Origin of the sequence: Paenibacillus sp. 276b (assembly GCF_900107875.1) — a bacterium.
Classification (GTDB): domain Bacteria; phylum Bacillota; class Bacilli; order Paenibacillales; family Paenibacillaceae; genus Paenibacillus; species Paenibacillus marchantiae.
This window is the reverse complement of the sequence record NZ_FNRR01000001.1, coordinates 300627-318185: the sequence shown is the minus strand read 5'-3', so window position 1 is coordinate 318185 and position 17559 is coordinate 300627. Positions and strand designations below refer to the sequence as shown.

Sequence of the window (17559 nt, the reverse complement as noted above, 5' to 3'; positions counted from 1 at the left end):
CTCCGGAACTAAGGCAGCAATTTGCCCAGGAATGAACTTATTTTACGAGGGCAACAATTTTCTGTGCACCATCGGCCATGGAATCAGCAGGAACGATATTCAGGCCGGATTCACCCAAAATACGTTTACCAAGCTCCACGTTAGTTCCTTCAAGACGAACAACCAGCGGTTTAGTCAGGCCAAGCTGCTTCGCGGCTTCAACAACACCATTGGCAATGACATCACAACGCATAATGCCGCCAAAAATGTTAACGAAAATACCCGCCACTTTGGCGTCAGACAAAATGATTTTGAAAGCTTCGGTCACTTTCTCTGTTGTAGCACCGCCCCCAACATCGAGGAAGTTAGCCGGGTCGCCGCCATAGTATTTGATGATATCCATCGTCGCCATCGCAAGTCCCGCACCATTGACCATACAGCCGATGTTGCCATCAAGTGCTATGTAGCTCAGGTCGTATTTGGAAGCTTCGATTTCTTTTTCGTCTTCTTCATCCAGGTCACGCAGTTCCAGAATGTCTTTGTGACGGAACAAGGCGTTGGAATCAAAATTCAATTTTGCATCCAGCGCGATAACGTTTCCATCTCCGGTAACAACAAGTGGATTGATCTCAGCGATGGAGCAATCTTTTTCGACAAATGCTTTGTACAACGCAAGCATAAACTTAACTGCTTTGTTCACCAATTCATTCGGAATACGAATGCTGTAGGCCAGTTTACGTGCCTGGAACACTTGCAATCCAATTGCAGGGTCAATAATTTCTTTGAAAATTTTCTCAGGTGTAGCTTCAGCTACTTCTTCGATCTCTGTACCGCCTTCTTCGGAAGCCATCATTACGACGCGGCCTGTGGCACGGTCCACAACAACACCCACATAATACTCTTTGCGGATATCGCATCCTTCTTCAATCAGAAGACGCTTCACTTCTTTACCTTCAGATCCAGTCTGGTGTGTTACCAATACTTTCCCCAAAATTTCGGATGCGTAAGCACGAACTTCGTCGATACTTTTCGCTACTTTCACACCGCCGGCTTTCCCCCGGCCACCTGCATGAATTTGCGCTTTGACTACAGTCACTGGACTGCCCAGTGCCTCTGCGGCCGCAACCGCTTCATCGACTGTATAAGCAACCTTTCCGTTTGGAACGGTGACTCCATACTGTTTCAGTACTTCTTTTCCTTGATATTCATGGATATTCATTCTCGAATCCTCCTATCAACATGACTGCAACAAGGCGGGTTGGTAGACTAACAAAAGACAAATGTTGACTATTTTCACTTAAACCCAATTCATTGTAACATGTTTTTAAAACGCTTTCCTTAAAAAAGTAATGGTTAATAGACAGTATTTTGATATGGGTATGATCCCATATTGTGAATGCTTGGATATTAATGGAAAAAACCTTAGCTAATAAGCCAAGGTTTTTTTAATAGTATTACTAATGATGCATTTTATTTTCTGGCTACTTTGGTATTGGTCTGATGGACTTTCTCCAGAAGGCCTTTGAACTGTCCCAGTAGAGATTCAAACTCTGAACTATTCAGACATGCATCTTCCTGAATCGCTTCAGGTATAGACAAGGCTTTATGGCGAAGTTCCCGCCCAGCGTCTGTAAGGGTAATCAATACTTTCCGTTCGTCCTGAGCTGAACGTTCACGATGAATAAGTCCTGCTGACTGCAAACGTTTCAGAAGAGGCGTCAAAGTCCCTGAATCGAGGTAAAGTGCCTCTCCGATTTCCTTAACCGTACATTCTTCACGTTCCCACAATACCATCAAGACCAAGTATTGAGAATAAGTTACACCAAGCACCTCAAGGTAGGGCTGGTACATCTTCGTAATTTCACGTGAACAAGCGTATATGGCAAAGCATAATTGGTTATCCAGCTTCAAACTTTCATTCTGCATATAACTGTCTCACCTACCTATTGTGCATTCTATATACCTTAATAATAGAGGCTTACAACTGTTATATCCGCTATAATTCGGCGAATTATAAGGAGCCCTTCATCTATCTTATCATAAATTAGAAGAAAAACAGAATAATTGAGCACAAATGATTTTACTTTTCAATTTAATAGTGTTAAATTGAATTGTATAAAATATAATTTGGGGTATATACGATCGAAATCATATGACAACGTAACAAAAAACTATTGATATGTTGAAACAACTAAACCAGCGTCTACATCCTTTTTTCCTAACAGTGCGACATTGATTCAGAACTGAACATTCTATACTTCTGCTAGAAACTTCATGCGGTAACTGCAAAAAATTTAGGAGTCAGGGATAGATATACAGCAGCTATGACAATGACGGGTTGACGCCCTGATTTCTTTTATATAAAATGCTTGTTAGAAGCTGAGGAAGCACCTTAATTCGTAGACTGGCGTGTATTATGCGCGCCAAGGACGAAGTGAGGTGTTTCTTTTATTATGTACGGAAAACTGCATAGTGCCTGTTTATATGGAATTGACGGCGTTTTAATTGAAGTGGAAACAGATTTGTCGAATGGGCTACCCCAGACGTCTATTATCGGATTGCCGGATTCGGCTATTCGTGAAGCGGTTGAACGTGTTCGTGCCGCTATAAAAAACTGTGGTTACCAGTATCCCTTGCAGCGGATTACGATTAATCTGGCCCCCGCTGATCTGCGCAAGGAAGGATCTTCTTTTGATCTTGCCATTGCTATTGGTTTACTTACGACAAGTGGTCAGCTAGTACTTCCTGCACAGGAACGGACATTGGTGGTGGGTGAGTTGGCATTGGACGGTTCAGTGAGATCTGTGCCTGGCATTTTATCCATGGTAGATTTGGCGAAACGGCTAGGTTTTCCCTCCTTTCTTCTGCCCGCCGATAATCTGGAAGAGGCTTCGCTAATTCGGGGTATCCAGATATATGGTATTCGTCACTTGCAAGATATCGTACCTGAACAGGAAACGAATTCAAAGAACAAGGAAGAACTGCTGCAGAATACCGGGCCTGTTGTTTTAAAAGATTACGCCCATCTGTCTGCTCTGCATCCCAATGTCGGTGATATGGAGCGCCATGAGCGTCCAATGCGATCTCCATCGTTGGACGATGATTATAGTGATGTTCTGGGACAACATCACGTAAAGCGTGCACTCATGATTGCCGCAGCAGGCATGCACAATATTCTGCTCGTCGGACCACCAGGAACAGGGAAAACGATGTTAATTAAACGACTGCCTACGATTCTCCCACCATTGTCCGAAGACGAAGCGCTGGAAGTAACCAAAGTGCTAAGTGCCGCAGGCAAGCTTAAAGATACCTCGAATGGTCTCATCGCAGATAGACCCTTTCGCTCTCCACACCATACGATATCTACTTCAGGTCTGATTGGAGGCGGCGGCATCCCCAAACCGGGCGAGGTAAGTCTTGCTCACCGGGGGATATTGTTTCTGGATGAGCTGCCTGAGTTTCAGCGGCAAGTCCTAGAAGTGCTAAGACAACCATTGGAGGATCGTAAAGTCACCATTAGTCGGGCGAGAGCCGCGTTCACATTTCCAGCACAATTTATGCTCGCCTGCTCTATGAATCCCTGTCCTTGCGGATATCTCTCTGCCCAATCGGAGGATCAAAGATGTATATGCAGTCCTGCACGCGTGGCTGCGTACCGTGCCAAAATTTCGGGACCACTACTAGATCGCATCGACCTTCAGGTCGAAGTTCCTCCTCCTGGGGAGTGGCGCAAGGCTGGCGCGTCTCCTTCATCTGCGGAAATGCAGGCCAAAGTCATTCATGCTCATCATATTCAGGCTGCAAGATATGTTAATAGTTCAGTTCGCTGGAATAGTCAGTTATCAGGAACTCTTCTGCGCCGAACGATCAGTCTGCCTGAAGAAGCAGACCAACTGCTCCAGCAGACACTGCAAGCACTGAACCTGAGCATGCGTGCACATGATCGAATTATTAAGATGGCCCAGACGATCGCAGACTTGGACCATGAAGGCGTCATTTTGACAGCTCATGTGGCTGAGGCGATACAGTATCGTCAACTGGATTTGAATTTATTTTGAGCGAGAGTCATCCAGGCGATAAATGCTATAAGGGGAAATACGTGCCTTCACCATTCAACATTATGATAGGTTCAAACGAGATATCTGTAGATTTCAAACTTAAGGTTATATAAATTAACAAGTCAAATACCCCTGCATAAATTTCCTCTGTATAGGAGGGATATGTGCAGGGGTTTTTCATAGAACATCTTCTTTTGAATAAGTGGCGAACAAGATATCAATTATTCAAATATAGTCAGCTTATCCTTGGCTGGTGTACGTTCTTTGGCAGAAGGAATAACATCTGGATACCCCATGTAAACCATGCCGATAATTTTTTCCCCAGCCTGAACGCCAAGGGACTTACGGAATTTTGGTCCGTACAAGAAAGGCTTGGTTACCCAGAACGTACCAATGTCTTCACTCCATGCAGCGAGTAGAAAGTTCTGTACCAATGCACTCACTGCAGCAAAATCTTCATCCCAGATATTCTGGCGCGGATCTTCTTCCATAACGACAAGCATGACGGAAGGGACCTGTTTGATATTGGCAGAGAACTTGTTATCCTCTCCCATCTCTGCATCAATAGCGTCTGCCAGCTTGTTCAGTCCACTTCCGCTAAACAATAAAAACCGCCACGGCTCACGCAATTTATGATTGGGTGCCCATACGGCTGTATCCAACAAATCAATAATCTGCTGTGTGGGGACAGCTTCTTTTTTAAACTTTTTGACGGTACGACGATTTTGAATGGCTTCTCTTACAACGTTACCCGTTTGGGTAGATTTACTCATGACCATGCCTCCCAGATTATAAAAAATTATCCATGACCGCAGTTCAAGCCTGCGATGCGAATCAACTCATTTATGAAAAATCAAACAGTGCAACAAAACTAGATTACAATCCTGATTATACACTGATCGGTTCATTGGATTCAAAGGAATGTGGATAACATTATCTCGTTCTAGTTATTTAGGATGCAAAAAGACGACTTCGACTCTTCCCCAGCGGAGGAATTCTTAGAGTCAACGTCGCCTTTTTTTTCATTATAGATAGCTATTTAATCAATACGGGTATGATCCTGCTCCTTCATACTTCCCATTCACAAAATCCATTTTGTTTATCTTTTCCTGATTCCCGGCGACATCCGTACTGAAATACTCCACTGTTTTGACTTCAGGAGCATAGATTTTTATTGGTCCGGTAAACGTGATCCATTGCCCACCATTGATTCTGTACTGGGTCATTTTCAAGCCAGATCCGTCAACTTCGTCCGTTGCCTTTAACTTAAAATTAAATCCATTAATATATTGTTTTCCGTTGGATACCTCTGTTAGAGGAATTAAAGCATATTTGGTTACAGGAGGGGTTTTGTCTACATTACTCTTGAGAATAAAATCAAAAGTATTTTTAGGTCCTTTGACCAAAGTTACCCTAATCGTTTGCTTGATATAACCATCCGCTTCAACAGAGATTATGCTTATTCCCGGAGACAGTCGATCCATTGAATACTTGCCTTGTTTGTCTGTTATCATCTTAAGATTATTAATAGATACCGTGGCCCCAGCCACTGGCCTCCCCTGTTCATCTTGCACCAAGCCACTCACCTTGGCGGCCTCTTGAAGTGTTATGTTCAACTTCTCTGTAACACCGGTATATAGAAAAAGATATTTTGTGTAAGGAACATACCCATCTGCATCAACCGAAACCACAATATCAGGGGCGTAATAAGGATTAATACCTGTAATTGCGTAGTTTCCATCCTTGTCCGTCTTCACAGACTGGCTGACAGTTGTTGCTTTAATGACAGCACCCACAACTGGTTTTCCTGATTGATCAGTAACTTTGCCTACAACTGTTGCTGGTTCATAGAGGGAAAAATTAAATGCCCTTGTTTCTCCCGGAATCAAATAATAGCTAATATAATTTTTGTCGGTGTCCAAGTACCCCTTGGCAACCAGACTAATCTTGATGCGTATGCCTTCACTTAACGTTGTTTCAAAATTGTACTCTCCCTTGGAATTGGTTTTAATTGTTTTGGTTGCTATTTCGCTGTTTTCGAATGTGTACATCTTAATATTTACATTTACATCTTTCACCGGAAAACCATCCATATCAGTAATTTTTCCATAAATTTTTGAAGTTTGAGCAAGATTATTAACTTGCCCCTCCGCAGAAACATTTTTGGATGCAGCATATGTCGTTCCAGAATACAGCAGACCACACACCCCGAAAAATATTAAAAACACACTTAAACGAATCATCCATTTCCATTGAATACTCATGACAATCGTTCACCTCATCCAAATATAGTAGTAAGTCCGGTGACCCTATGAACTCGTTTTATCTATCTAACTGACCAACATTTCGAGCTTCCAAAATTCCCCGCCCCATACATATTGCCAAATTCCTTCACCACCGTTCATGGTTTCGCTAATATCCAGCACTTCCAATTGCGGTGTCACCCACTCCTGTTTCATTTTCTTTGCCGCAGCAGATTGAATTTCTTTCATAGTTCACACCTCTTTTTCATATTTACTTTTCTCATTCTATTATAAACGATACATTTTGTATCTATTTATTTTAAGTGCTCCAGTCTTTTTGTCGACTAGCAACAGTGTTAGAAAACACAGCAAGGCTTCATTGTTTATGGAATAGAAAGAACTTGTAAAAGGGCATACATGGTAAGGAGAAAGAGTGCACATTATAACAGGCAACTCATTTTCGTATACTGAATTCAAACATATCGTTTGAGCTCTTATTTAGAGAATTATTAATTAGATGTAGTCCATTAACGATCGGAAAAAGGAAATATTAACTCCAAATATAATTTTAATTACCTGCACTTATAGATACGAATTGTATCATTTTTACTGCATGTGAAATAGCTATTTCCTTAATTTCTTTCTATCCTATAACCTGCCAAAAAAATAACCCACAAGAGAGTCACTTTTTCAAGTGTCTTTCTTGTGGGTTAACACATCAGAAGAATCGCGTATAGTAGGAACTCAAAATGCATTAATGATATGATCGACCGAAACGGCTTCGCCTGCTTTATCCAACATGACTGCGATCACATCAAAACGAATTTGATGATTTGTCTCTCCCGTCATTTGCAAATATACAGATGCAGTTGCACGTACCTGCTGCATTTTACGAATATCTACCGACTCCTGGGGTGTTCCATACAGTCCAGTTCCACTTCTACTGCGGACTTCAATAAAAATAATCATGCCTTCATGGGAAGCAACGATATCAATCTCTCCGCTTCGGCAGCGCCAATTGCGCTTCAAAATGCGATAATCATGCTCACGAAGCCAGTCGCAAGCAGCTTCTTCACCCAATCGCCCTTTTTGCTGACGTGTCAGTTTTGAAGCTGGACCCTGTTCTGATCTGTGCTCTACCATGATTCCTCTTCCTCTCGTCCAGAAGCCAGACGGTCAGCACGATAAATGTAGGTCAACACTTCGGCCACCAGTTGATACAGTTCCGACGGGATCTGTTCATCCAAATCCAGTTTGGAAAGCACTTCGACAAGTGCAGCATCCTCCTGAACAGGCACACCATTTTCCTTGGCTTTATCCAGAATGGCTTCTGCCACTTTGCCACGGCCTTTGGCTACGACCACTGGTGCTTCGCTCTCACCAGGTACATATTTTAAAGCAACGGCCTTTTTGGACATCAGGTCCGGTTGCGAATCCTCTTTCATACCCGCATGTCCACCCCTTTGTATCGTTCAGGACTGTAGTCCGAGGCAGTCATTTTCCGTTCGGCACCCGGTTCCTGGCCAACAGGCCAGGGTTCCGCCTTGAAAGTCAACAACTGATAACCCAGCTTGTCCAGCGCCTTATGGATCTCTTCGCGCCCACTTTCCAAGAGCGGTCCCATTCCTTCGCCGTCATTAAGTACACGCAGACTGACGATATTATTAACAACATGCACATCCACCAGCGTTGGACCAAGACTTTTCATGTCCAGATCAAACCAAAGGCGGCAGTTGGATGCATCCAATTCACCGCGTTGCCCACGGCGTGATTGAATCTGAACGGAAGCCGTCTCTTCTCCGTCAGGACCGGTAATGGGGATAAACCAGTGCATCTGGGCAAAGGTAGCACTGCGATCTGTTGTTAGCAATAACTGCTGACCTGTTAGAAATTGCACAGCCTGTCCGGCGGCATCTTTGAGCGCCGCAGGTGCACCCTCGCTGCTGGCAAGCTGCAGCAGCAAGCCCTTTAGCGTGTCCGCGGTTCCCGGACTCGCCACATCCCCCACGCGCGCCTGCGCAGCCGCGCCGTGCACTGCCTGCTGCTCGTGCTCCGCACCGAGCAGCTTCAACACGCGCCCCACCCACGGGTCCCCCTCGTGGGTGACAGGCGCCGCCGCAGCTCCCGCAGGTGCTGCGGCACTACCGCCAGCCGGCAGCGCATCCGCGCCGGCTGGCAAAGGCTGCGGCACGCCTCCGGCAGCCGCAGCCACCGAGCCGCCCTGCGATGCAGGGGCGGCATGTGTCGCCGCACCCGGCTGTGACGGTGCGGCTGTGGACGCGCTGCGCAGCGCGTCCAGCAGCGCCAGCAGCTTGGGCGCCAGCTGCGCTGCCGATGGAGCTGCTGGCGCCGCCTGCCCTGCTGCGGAAGCGGTATGCCCCGCAGCAGCAGGCGTTTCAGCGCGGCCGTCGGTTCGCCCGGCCGCGCCACCCTCAGGCTGGCCCGCTATCACTCGGCCAGCCGCAACATCCACTGCCGCCCCCGTCGTGCCCGGGCGGGTCCCAGCAACGCCCGCGTCAGTTGCACGCGGGCTCTCACCAGGTATTCCGGTTCCTGCCGGAATACCTGTACCCACCTTGCCAGCAGTTTCAACATGGCTGGCCCCTGCTTTAAGCCCAGTATTCTCTGCATTTCCTGCACCAGTCTGTCCATTGCCTTTAACCGCGCCACCAGCAGTATCCACAGATCCATCTGCCATTTGAGCATCACCAGCGACTGCACCAGGCACGAGTTGCGCGGACAATCCGGTTGCCCCTCCTACCTGACGGTTACTGCCTGACGCAGCTACCGTTTCTCCCGCCAGCTCTCCGTTTAACGGTACAGGCACTCCAGCCATAATGTTATTCTTAACCGTAGCTGCCTGTTCACCAGTCGGCAGCGTTTTACCCGCGGTTTGTGTCAGCATGGACTCCAGCTGTTCAGCCAAACCCTTCAACAACTGATGTAGTGGCGGGCCAAAAACAGCTTGATGTAGACCCTTTACCGTTTCCGCTGTAACCGGAAGACCACGCTGAAAAGCAATACCTGTTGCCTGCACCCATTCTTCAACAGGCACCTGTGCAGGTTTGGTTGTCATCATATTTTGAACCATGGCTACATTATCCTTGGTTAAAGGTAATCCGCTTCGCTGCATAGCTAACAGCAGTTCCCGATTCCCCTTGGTATCTGGCAAACCTACCTCCTGAAGCAAATTGTTCAAAGATGCCTGTGGCAGTTCTGCCAATGTACCCGTCAGCGGTTTCATTACCGTTACGCCATTTTCACCTGGAGGCTGGACCTGAAGCAGTGTTGTTTCACCTGGCCGAAGCGGAGTTTCTAATTTTGCACGCACCTGTACACCCTGAATCTGAAGAACCGCATCTGCTCCATCATCGGATACACTAACCACAGAACCCCTTACAACCTGACCTTCCTTTAACTCCAGTGGCTTGGCATTTCCCGGTTTACTATCTCCCAGCAGCCCACGAATCACGGAACTTATATTCATACCCTTACCCCTCCCTCCGTGAATGGTTTAATTAAAATAAAGTGTGCTGTTCTCCGAGCAGATTGCCGAGAAAACTGCGACGATGCATGGGTGTAGCACCACGAGCCATAATTTGTTCACGATGAAATTTCGTTGCATATCCCTTATGTATCGATAAACCATATTCCGGATATAACGTATCCCAATCCTCCTTGCAAAGCCTATCCCGGGTAACCTTCGCAATAATGGATGCTGCCGCAATGGATTGACTGTTTGCATCGCCTTTTATAATGGACAACTGCGGTATATTCACATCTACCTTTTCGGCATCTACCAACAGGTAGTCAGGCACGCCCTCAAGTGCTTCTACCGCACGTTTCATGGCAAGCCTTGCAGCCTGTTTAATATTCAATTGATCAATCGTTTCCGCATCTGCATAACCGATTCCCACTGACAACGCCTTTTCCATTATAATGTCATATAATGCATCGCGCTTTTTCTCCGTTAATTTCTTGGAATCATTAACCCCTTCCAGAATCAGATCACGAGGTAAAATAACGGCTGCCGCTACTACATCTCCAAATAAACAACCGCGTCCCACTTCATCAATTCCGGCAATACTTTCAAATCCACTTTCCCAATATTCACGCTCATAAATCAGCAGATCTTTGGACTCCACCATTTCTTTTTTCTTCTTTTTCGGTTCAACCAGGGCATCCAGTTGCGTCAATTCAATTAACTCATTCATTTCATTCATTACGGTGTCATCTCCTCTGCCCACTCTTGCTTCAACACATCACTTTTATATCATTTTATTATATAGACGTAGATTCCCGATTTTTGTTGTATCAGATCCTATTAAATAAGAAATAAGATTCTGTAAAGCATATATGATAATACGATGATGAGATATTATTTTATCGGTATCTGATCGCTTAAATTGAAGATATTCAGCATTGAGCAGGCTAAATCTTCATCACTCATCATAGCATGATTTAAGAGACCCAGATATACGTTCAATACAATCCCATAAAGTGCAATTTTCTAGAATCACCTTCCAGATCAATCAAAGTTCCTTTATTTTAAATTCCAGTATGGCAAAAAGCGACCGCTCCCGGTAATCCGGTAACGGCCGCTTCTTTCGGCAGTTGTCTCTTATTTAATAAGGAGCTTCCATAGAGAAACGTCCCATTTTGCCCGCACGCAATTCACGCAGAAATGCTCGCGATGCCTTTTCCAAATCGATACGCCCACCACTTACCACACAACCACGTATACGACCAACCTGTTCCATAATCGCAACAACGCTGTCCGAATCATCCGCATCCTTGGAGAACTCCTGAAGACCATAGCGTTCTTCAAGAGAATCCCAGTAATAACGCATTAGATAACTGATGCCAAAAAAGGCGATGTCTTCTGCATTCAGAATCTCTTCCTTAATTGCACCTGTTACCGCAAGACGATAACCCACGTTTTGATCTTCAAATTTCGGCCAAAGAATACCCGGGGTATCCAGCAGTTCCATTTCTTTACCAACTTTGATCCACTGTTGTCCCTTCGTCACACCAGGACGATCTCCCGTTGCCGCAATGTTCCGTCCAGCTAGTCGGTTAATTAGCGTGGATTTACCCACGTTTGGAATACCAACAATCAGTCCACGAACCGCTCTCGGGTTAATCCCTTTAGCTATTTGACGATCAATTTTTTCTTTAAGGAGAAGCTTCGCTTGCGTTGGGATGTCTTTCACGTTGGTACCTGTTGAAGCATCTACAGGGAAAGCATTGATTCCCTCTTTTTTGAAATATTCAATCCATTCTTGCGTCACTTTCGCATCCGCCAAGTCGGACTTATTCAACAAAATCATCCGGGGTTTGCCCTGTAAAATCTCGTCAATCATCGGGTTGCGGCTGGAGACAGGCAGACGGGCATCCAGCAGTTCGATGACCACGTCAATCAGCTTTAACTTATCCTGAATCTGGCGTCTGGCTCGGGTCATATGACCTGGAAACCATTGAATCGTCACCTTGTCTTCACCTCATTATTTGTTGATATACAAGCTTTTTCTACGACATGCACACCGCATCATTTCGCTGGCAAAACAATCTTAGATTTCTATTATCCCCAGATTAGTTCTGCCCTCTACGTTTTGGTGTACACTTTATATTTTGCTTATATATCCTGCATTCATATTAATGGTTAATCCATTTGATATCGCCGATCGGCCAGAAAATCACATCTGCACGACCTACAATATCCGTCAGTGACACATAACCGATCATACGGCTATCTGTACTGTTCGGACGGTTGTCCCCCATTACAAAAACATGACCTTCAGGTACTTTCCCATCCGGGAATTGCTCATTAGGGAAGTCCTTCACGTTATAGGTTCCACCGTTCGCTTCAGCAGCATCAATTGCTCCCTGAATGTAAGTCTCATCGACTTTTTTACCATTGACGAGAACTGTATCGTCCTGAACCTCAACGGTATCACCAGCGACAGCAATGACACGTTTAATGAAATCACGGCCTTCGGTTGGAACGTGGAATACGATTACTTCTCCGCGCTGTGGTTCTCTGATATCATATAAAATTTCATTGACGATCACACGTTCACCTGTATGAAAATTCGGCTGCATGGAAGGCCCGTCCACAACAAACGGTTTGAACAGTAACCACCGAATCAAAATGACAAGTACTAGTGCGATCACGATGGCTTTGAGCCATTCGAAAATTTCATTTTTGGCTTTTTTGGATCGACTGCCTTTCTCTTCGGCAGTATTGCCCTGGTCCTGTTGAACTTCCTGTTCCATTAATGATCTTCCTCTCTTCACAGTACATGTTATAGCAGTTTTTACACATCATCAGTTATGTAATCTTACACGCAAGCATTACCAGTACATTTAATCCACAATTCAAATGTCCCTCAATAACTGATTTCACAAGCCTCCCGGACTATTCGCGCGTGTGCCGCCATACCATTTTACTCGGAAGTGCACCTCCGGTTCAACTTTTCCCGGACAAAAACGAAAAGGGCTTGTCTCCAAGCCCTCCCCGGTATCCGTTATATTAACGAATTTCTTTAATTCTCGCTGCTTTACCGCGTAGTTCACGAAGATAATAAAGCTTCGCACGACGCACTTTACCACGGCGAGCCACTTCGATTCTATCGATTTTAGGGGAATGAAGCGGGAAAGCTCTTTCCACACCTACACCGTAAGAAATTTTACGAACTGTAAAAGTCTCACTGATTCCACCACCACGGCGTTTAATCACAACACCTTCGAACAATTGGATACGCTCACGAGTTCCCTCGATTACCTTAACGTGCACTTTCAAAGTGTCACCAGGACGAAAACTCGGAATATCCTTACGAAGTTGTTCTTGTGTAATCGCTTGAACGATATTCATCTATGACTCCCTCCTTCCGTACAGGCGTTCATACTTCTTCCAGAGAACACCTTGTCTCCTTCATTATCCATAGAGGACCGCCGTATTCCACATAACAGACTTATTGTATCACGCACCATAACAAAACACAAGGAAAAATAAACAAATTGCTGACAGAACTCTTTGGTTCTTCAATGCCCTTTAATCCTCATTATTTTCCTTTACTCCAATTAGACGTTATCCGCTATACGTTCATCTTAAATACGTCCTGAATTTTATTATAGTGTCATTACAATTCCATTAAAATACACCTGTCCATGCGCTTTTCTACACAATTCCTTTATGCACATAAAAGCTTCAGCCCCTCGGATTGTCATAATTAGTATTCTTGAATAAGTCAAGCATTAGACGGAAAAAATACTGTAACTTTCTGTCAAGAAAGATCGTCTATGATATAGCTTGTTGGATTACGTGCTGATGCATCTAAATGTAATTCCACGCAGAAATGAAATGGCAAAAGGAGAACCAAACGAATTATGAAATACTTCAAAAAAATTGCTCTTGCTGCACTCGCATTACTCACTTGTACCATTACAATGTATGCGTATGCGGTAACTCATCCTACCAATGCAATGTCTCACAAAGCATGCACGTCCTGGGATATGGTCAAACGTAAGGCATTTCTAATGTCTCACTCCGATTATTCCAGCAAACCTGCACTTGATCTGGCTACCTTTCACATCGCACAAGGTTCAGCTACTGAAGTACCTGTACTGATGTATCATTACATACAGCCCAAAATTAATAATCATGAAACAAACAACAAATCGATCATTAATCTGGAAGACTTCGAAGAAAACATGAAATATTTGCATGAAGAAGGCTACAACACAATTACACTGGAGCAGCTTGAACAATACGTGAATGGACAGATCTCCCTACCCAAAAAGTCGATTGTCATCACCTTTGATGATGGGTATCAGAACAATTATACTTTAGCCTACCCTGTGCTCAAAAAATATAATTTCCATGCTTCCCTGTTTGTAATCGGCAGCAAAATTCAGGATCAGCCTTCGGCTTTTGATCCAGCCAAAAAAACGTTTATCTCCAAACAGGAGATGCAGGCCGCTAAAGACGTCTTTGAGTTCAACAGCCATACCTATAATCTGCATCACAAGGGATATATGCGTTGCGGCGACAACGTGCCCGTCGGACTCGACACAAAACTGCTGAATAATGACGTCAAGCTAATGAAAGAAACTGGTATTGATACGCCGTATCTTGCCTACCCTTTCGGTTATACCAGCACGCAGATGATCTATCAACTGCAGCAAAACGGCTATCGTATGGCCTTTTCCGTACGTTCAGGCTTTGTTCGACCTGGGGATAATCCTATGAAGCTCCCACGATTAACGGTTACGACAGGAACCGATTTGGCTGCATTGCTCCATCCTGAATCAGACCAACAGGAAATCCTTCCTGTCGTAGAGATCAGTCATTAAGCTAGATTGAAACTTCCCCGCCTGGATAAAGAGTCGAGCTATACAGCCTTTTTGGCTGAAGCTGGGCTCTTTTTATGTCCAAAGAGGTTGGAGTGATTACATCCATCACTGAGCTGGAATAGATTACGGCTTCATGTGCATCATAGATGATGATCTGTTCCCTTCCGCTCTGACACAAGTCGGCATGTACGGCATAGCCATCTTTTCCGAACGTTGCAACCGTTTGCATATTACCATTGATCAAAGATGGCAGGACACCCCCACCTCGGCGATAAGCCATGATATAGTCAAGCTCGCTGTCATCCCAGTTGCGTACAGGCTCAATAATGGTTAACCAGCCGCGAGTTTTACGATCTTCTTTCCACAGTTCTTTTCCGTCGCTATCCAGCATAAAAATTCCATCCTTGCCATTCTCATCTCCACGAATAATCCGATCCAGGCCAGCAATCTGTAATCCTTGTCTTTCTCTATAAAATTTCCCCAGTGCAATATGCTGTGATTCAATCGAATCCTCATAACGCCATTTTTCATTACCGTACCGATCCATCATCACCGTGACACTGCCACCGATAACAATTTCAACCTCCCCGTCCTCGTCCACATCGCCAAACCATATACAGTCTGCGTGATCATCAAGATTCTGACAGGACCATAATAATGTTCCATCATGATCCAGCATGTCATACCCGGCCATCACTTCATCCTTGCCATCCCCATCGATATCGTAGACCCACGGAAAATGACCTATATTGCCTTCATGCTTCCATAGCAAATTGAAATCGTGATCTAATGCCCATAACGTCTTATACCGATCCTTCAGCAGGATATCCATCGTGTGTTGGTCACCAGTCAGGTTTGCAAGAATAAGACAGTCATGCGCTTGCTCTCCAGGCAAATCATGACGTTTCTTTATCTCTCCGGTTCTTCCGTCCAGAATAAGAAATTGTTTGTTCATTACACACAGCACTTCATTATTTCCGTCCCCATCCCAATCTACAATCTGAGCGGGATAGTCTGATCCTGGACCACCTGCATCCGGGTCCGGTGTTCCGACCTGCCACATTAATGTTCCATCCAGATCATATGCCGACAAACAGCATACCTGATGCGGAACGTAACGGTCGTCTATGCCCCCATCTGCCTGCACCAACAGCATCTCAAGCCTGCCATCTCCATTTAGATCTCCCAGAAGCATCTTGCAACGCTCTCCAGCTTCGCTAATATCCACTCTGCCAACTTCATAAGGCTGATGATTCATAATCTTCCTCCTCAGCATGTCGTCTTCATACGCTTCTAGCTGAGATCACCATGAAGAAATTTTTCAATTTATACAACCCTATTTCGGAACATGCAAAAATGTTCAAAGCGGCAAAAGTGTTCAATACAGAAAAAGACCAACCTTCATATCACAAGGTTGGTCTTTCAAGATTTCGAATGAGATTATTTTACGAGCTCAAACGAGATAATATCAAATTACTCTGCATTCTTTTCACGATCGGAACGAAGCTTGTTTAACCAAATTCGTTCTTTGTCCGTCAAATCCGCCGTCTCCAACATATCCGGTCTACGTTCCAGCGTACGAAGCAAGGATTGCTCCCTGCGCCATGCCTCAATATTCAGATGATGTCCGGATAACAACATATCGGGCACCTTCATACCTCTGAATTCCGGAGGACGTGTGTAGTGCGGGTACTCGAGCAATCCGGTACTGAATGAATCCGTTACAGCACTTGTCTCATTACCCAGTACACCCGGAATAAGGCGTACAATACTGTCAATCGCCACCATCGCAGGCAGTTCGCCACCCGTCAGCACGTAATCACCAATCGACAATTCGTCCGTCACGAGAAACTCACGGATACGCTCATCATAGCCTTCATAATGTCCGCAAATAAAAATCAGATGATCTTCTTGTACAAGTTCTTCTGCTTTTTTCTGTGTGAACGTCTCACCTTGCGGGCACATTAGAATGATACGTGGCGGTTTCATCGTTGCCGCAGCTTCGCCCCGTTGTTCTAATACATCCTCAACAGCAGCAAAGATCGGATCTGGCTTTAATCCCATCCCTCCCCCACCGCCGTAAGGTGCATCGTCAACTGTATTATGTTTATTGGTCGCAAAATTCCGAAAGTTTGTTGCTCCCAGAGATACAAGCCCTTTGGTTTGGGCTTTGCCCAGAATGCTGGTTCCGAATACACCGTCAAACATTTCCGGGAATAGGGTTAATACATCCACTTTCATGTTATAGCAGCCCTTCCATCAGGTGAACCTTGACTTGCTTCTCTGTAACATCCACATCAAGAACAACATCATCAATAACCGGAAGCAGAATTTCTTTGCCTGCCGGCGTTTTGACAACCCATACATCATTCGCTCCAGGAGTCAAGATCTCAGAGATGGTTCCAAGTGTTTCACCCTCTTCGGTGATGACAGAACACCCAACGATTTGATGGAAGTAGTATTCACCTTCCTCCAGCTCTGCCAGATTCTCTTTTAACACTTTGGCCATGCCGCCTTTAAACTTCTCTACTTCATTAATGTTGCCATACTCTTTCAGACGAAGAATATACATATTCTTATGCAAACGTGCAGATTCCACGTTAACCATAACTGGATGATTATCTGGTGTAAAGAAAAACAACTCTGCATTTTTCGCAAAACGCACTTCCGGAAAATCAGTTAAAGGCATGATTCTCACCTCGCCACGAATTCCATGCGTATTGACGATTTTACCTACATTCATAAACTCTGCCATACTTTCCTCCTACAATCCATTCATATTGGTACTTATATGTGATGATCTCCCGCAGCCGTTCTGGTTACGGATCGTTCTTCGCATCGCTGTTATCCTAACGCTTCTTGGGATCGATTCCGTACCCTTCACTACTTCCGCAGATAATCATACTTGACGAGCTTTTTCAATC

The 17559-nt window shown here is 44.9% G+C and carries 17 protein-coding genes; 2 read left to right on the top strand and 15 right to left on the bottom strand.

The window, feature by feature from the left end:
- Nucleotides 1–37: 37 nt before the first annotated feature.
- Both sucC and BLV50_RS01350 read right to left on the bottom strand, forming a co-directional pair.
- A complete protein-coding gene (gene sucC, locus BLV50_RS01355) occupies nt 38–1198 on the bottom strand; it encodes an ADP-forming succinate--CoA ligase subunit beta (RefSeq protein WP_090805388.1) in 1161 nt (386 codons plus the stop codon).
- A gap of 251 nt (nt 1199–1449) precedes the next feature.
- The gene (locus tag BLV50_RS01350) at nt 1450–1905 is read right to left on the bottom strand and encodes a MarR family winged helix-turn-helix transcriptional regulator (protein ID WP_063566420.1); all 456 of its coding nucleotides are present in this window, start codon (nt 1903–1905) and stop codon (nt 1450–1452) included.
- Nucleotides 1906–2432: 527 nt separating this feature from the next.
- On the opposite strand from BLV50_RS01350, the gene BLV50_RS01345 reads away from it, so the two are divergent.
- Complete coding sequence (locus BLV50_RS01345; protein WP_090805386.1) at nt 2433–4037, top strand: YifB family Mg chelatase-like AAA ATPase; 1605 nt, start codon at nt 2433–2435, stop codon at nt 4035–4037.
- Between the two features lie 221 nt (nt 4038–4258).
- Here the strand turns inward: BLV50_RS01345 and BLV50_RS01340 are convergent, their stop codons facing one another.
- The 10 genes from BLV50_RS01340 to rplS all read right to left on the bottom strand — a co-directional run bounded on the left by BLV50_RS01340 (nt 4259) and on the right by rplS (nt 13154).
- Complete coding sequence (locus tag BLV50_RS01340) at nt 4259–4810, bottom strand: nitroreductase family protein (RefSeq protein WP_090805383.1); 552 nt, start codon at nt 4808–4810, stop codon at nt 4259–4261.
- Between the two features lie 270 nt (nt 4811–5080).
- Nucleotides 5081–6301: a carboxypeptidase-like regulatory domain-containing protein gene (locus BLV50_RS01335; RefSeq protein WP_090805381.1), complete on the bottom strand. Its 1221-nt coding sequence runs from the start codon at nt 6299–6301 to the stop codon at nt 5081–5083.
- Nucleotides 6302–6367: 66 nt separating this feature from the next.
- On the bottom strand, nt 6368–6529 hold the full coding sequence (locus BLV50_RS32390; protein ID WP_256337823.1) for a paeninodin family lasso peptide: 162 nt from the start codon (nt 6527–6529) through the stop codon (nt 6368–6370).
- 495 nt (nt 6530–7024) lie between these two features.
- Nucleotides 7025–7423, bottom strand: coding sequence for a YraN family protein (locus BLV50_RS01330; protein ID WP_079694696.1), 399 nt, complete (start codon nt 7421–7423; stop codon nt 7025–7027).
- Nucleotides 7417–7725: an EscU/YscU/HrcU family type III secretion system export apparatus switch protein gene (locus BLV50_RS01325; protein ID WP_063566425.1), complete on the bottom strand. Its 309-nt coding sequence runs from the start codon at nt 7723–7725 to the stop codon at nt 7417–7419. Before BLV50_RS01325 ends, BLV50_RS01330 begins: the two co-directional genes overlap by 7 nt.
- Complete coding sequence (locus BLV50_RS01320) at nt 7722–9767, bottom strand: TrbL/VirB6 family protein (RefSeq protein WP_090805378.1); 2046 nt, start codon at nt 9765–9767, stop codon at nt 7722–7724. Before BLV50_RS01320 ends, BLV50_RS01325 begins: the two co-directional genes overlap by 4 nt.
- A gap of 31 nt (nt 9768–9798) precedes the next feature.
- Nucleotides 9799–10503: a ribonuclease HII gene (locus BLV50_RS01315; protein ID WP_090805376.1), complete on the bottom strand. Its 705-nt coding sequence runs from the start codon at nt 10501–10503 to the stop codon at nt 9799–9801.
- Between the two features lie 402 nt (nt 10504–10905).
- Nucleotides 10906–11769, bottom strand: a complete 864-nt coding sequence (gene ylqF, locus BLV50_RS01310; RefSeq protein WP_090805373.1) for a ribosome biogenesis GTPase YlqF — start codon at nt 11767–11769, stop codon at nt 10906–10908.
- Nucleotides 11770–11935: 166 nt separating this feature from the next.
- A complete protein-coding gene (gene lepB / locus BLV50_RS01305; RefSeq protein WP_063564656.1) occupies nt 11936–12556 on the bottom strand; it encodes a signal peptidase I in 621 nt (206 codons plus the stop codon).
- A gap of 256 nt (nt 12557–12812) precedes the next feature.
- Nucleotides 12813–13154 (bottom strand): 50S ribosomal protein L19, encoded by a 342-nt coding sequence (gene rplS / locus BLV50_RS01300; protein ID WP_024630190.1) that lies wholly within the window; start codon nt 13152–13154, stop codon nt 12813–12815.
- A gap of 515 nt (nt 13155–13669) precedes the next feature.
- On the opposite strand from rplS, the gene BLV50_RS01295 reads away from it, so the two are divergent.
- Nucleotides 13670–14635 carry a polysaccharide deacetylase family protein gene (locus BLV50_RS01295; protein WP_090805371.1) on the top strand — a complete coding sequence of 322 codons (966 nt, stop codon included), beginning with the start codon at nt 13670–13672 and terminating at the stop codon, nt 14633–14635.
- A gap of 1 nt (nt 14636) precedes the next feature.
- On the opposite strand, the gene BLV50_RS01290 is transcribed toward BLV50_RS01295, so the two are convergent.
- The 3 genes from BLV50_RS01290 to rimM form a co-directional block, all read right to left on the bottom strand.
- On the bottom strand, nt 14637–15893 hold the full coding sequence (locus BLV50_RS01290; RefSeq protein ID WP_090805368.1) for a hypothetical protein: 1257 nt from the start codon (nt 15891–15893) through the stop codon (nt 14637–14639).
- 215 nt (nt 15894–16108) lie between these two features.
- On the bottom strand, nt 16109–16876 hold the full coding sequence (gene trmD, locus BLV50_RS01285; RefSeq protein ID WP_090805365.1) for a tRNA (guanosine(37)-N1)-methyltransferase TrmD: 768 nt from the start codon (nt 16874–16876) through the stop codon (nt 16109–16111).
- A 1-nt stretch (nt 16877) separates the two neighbouring features.
- Nucleotides 16878–17390, bottom strand: a complete 513-nt coding sequence (gene rimM / locus BLV50_RS01280; protein ID WP_063564660.1) for a ribosome maturation factor RimM — start codon at nt 17388–17390, stop codon at nt 16878–16880.
- Nucleotides 17391–17559: the final 169 nt, after the last annotated feature.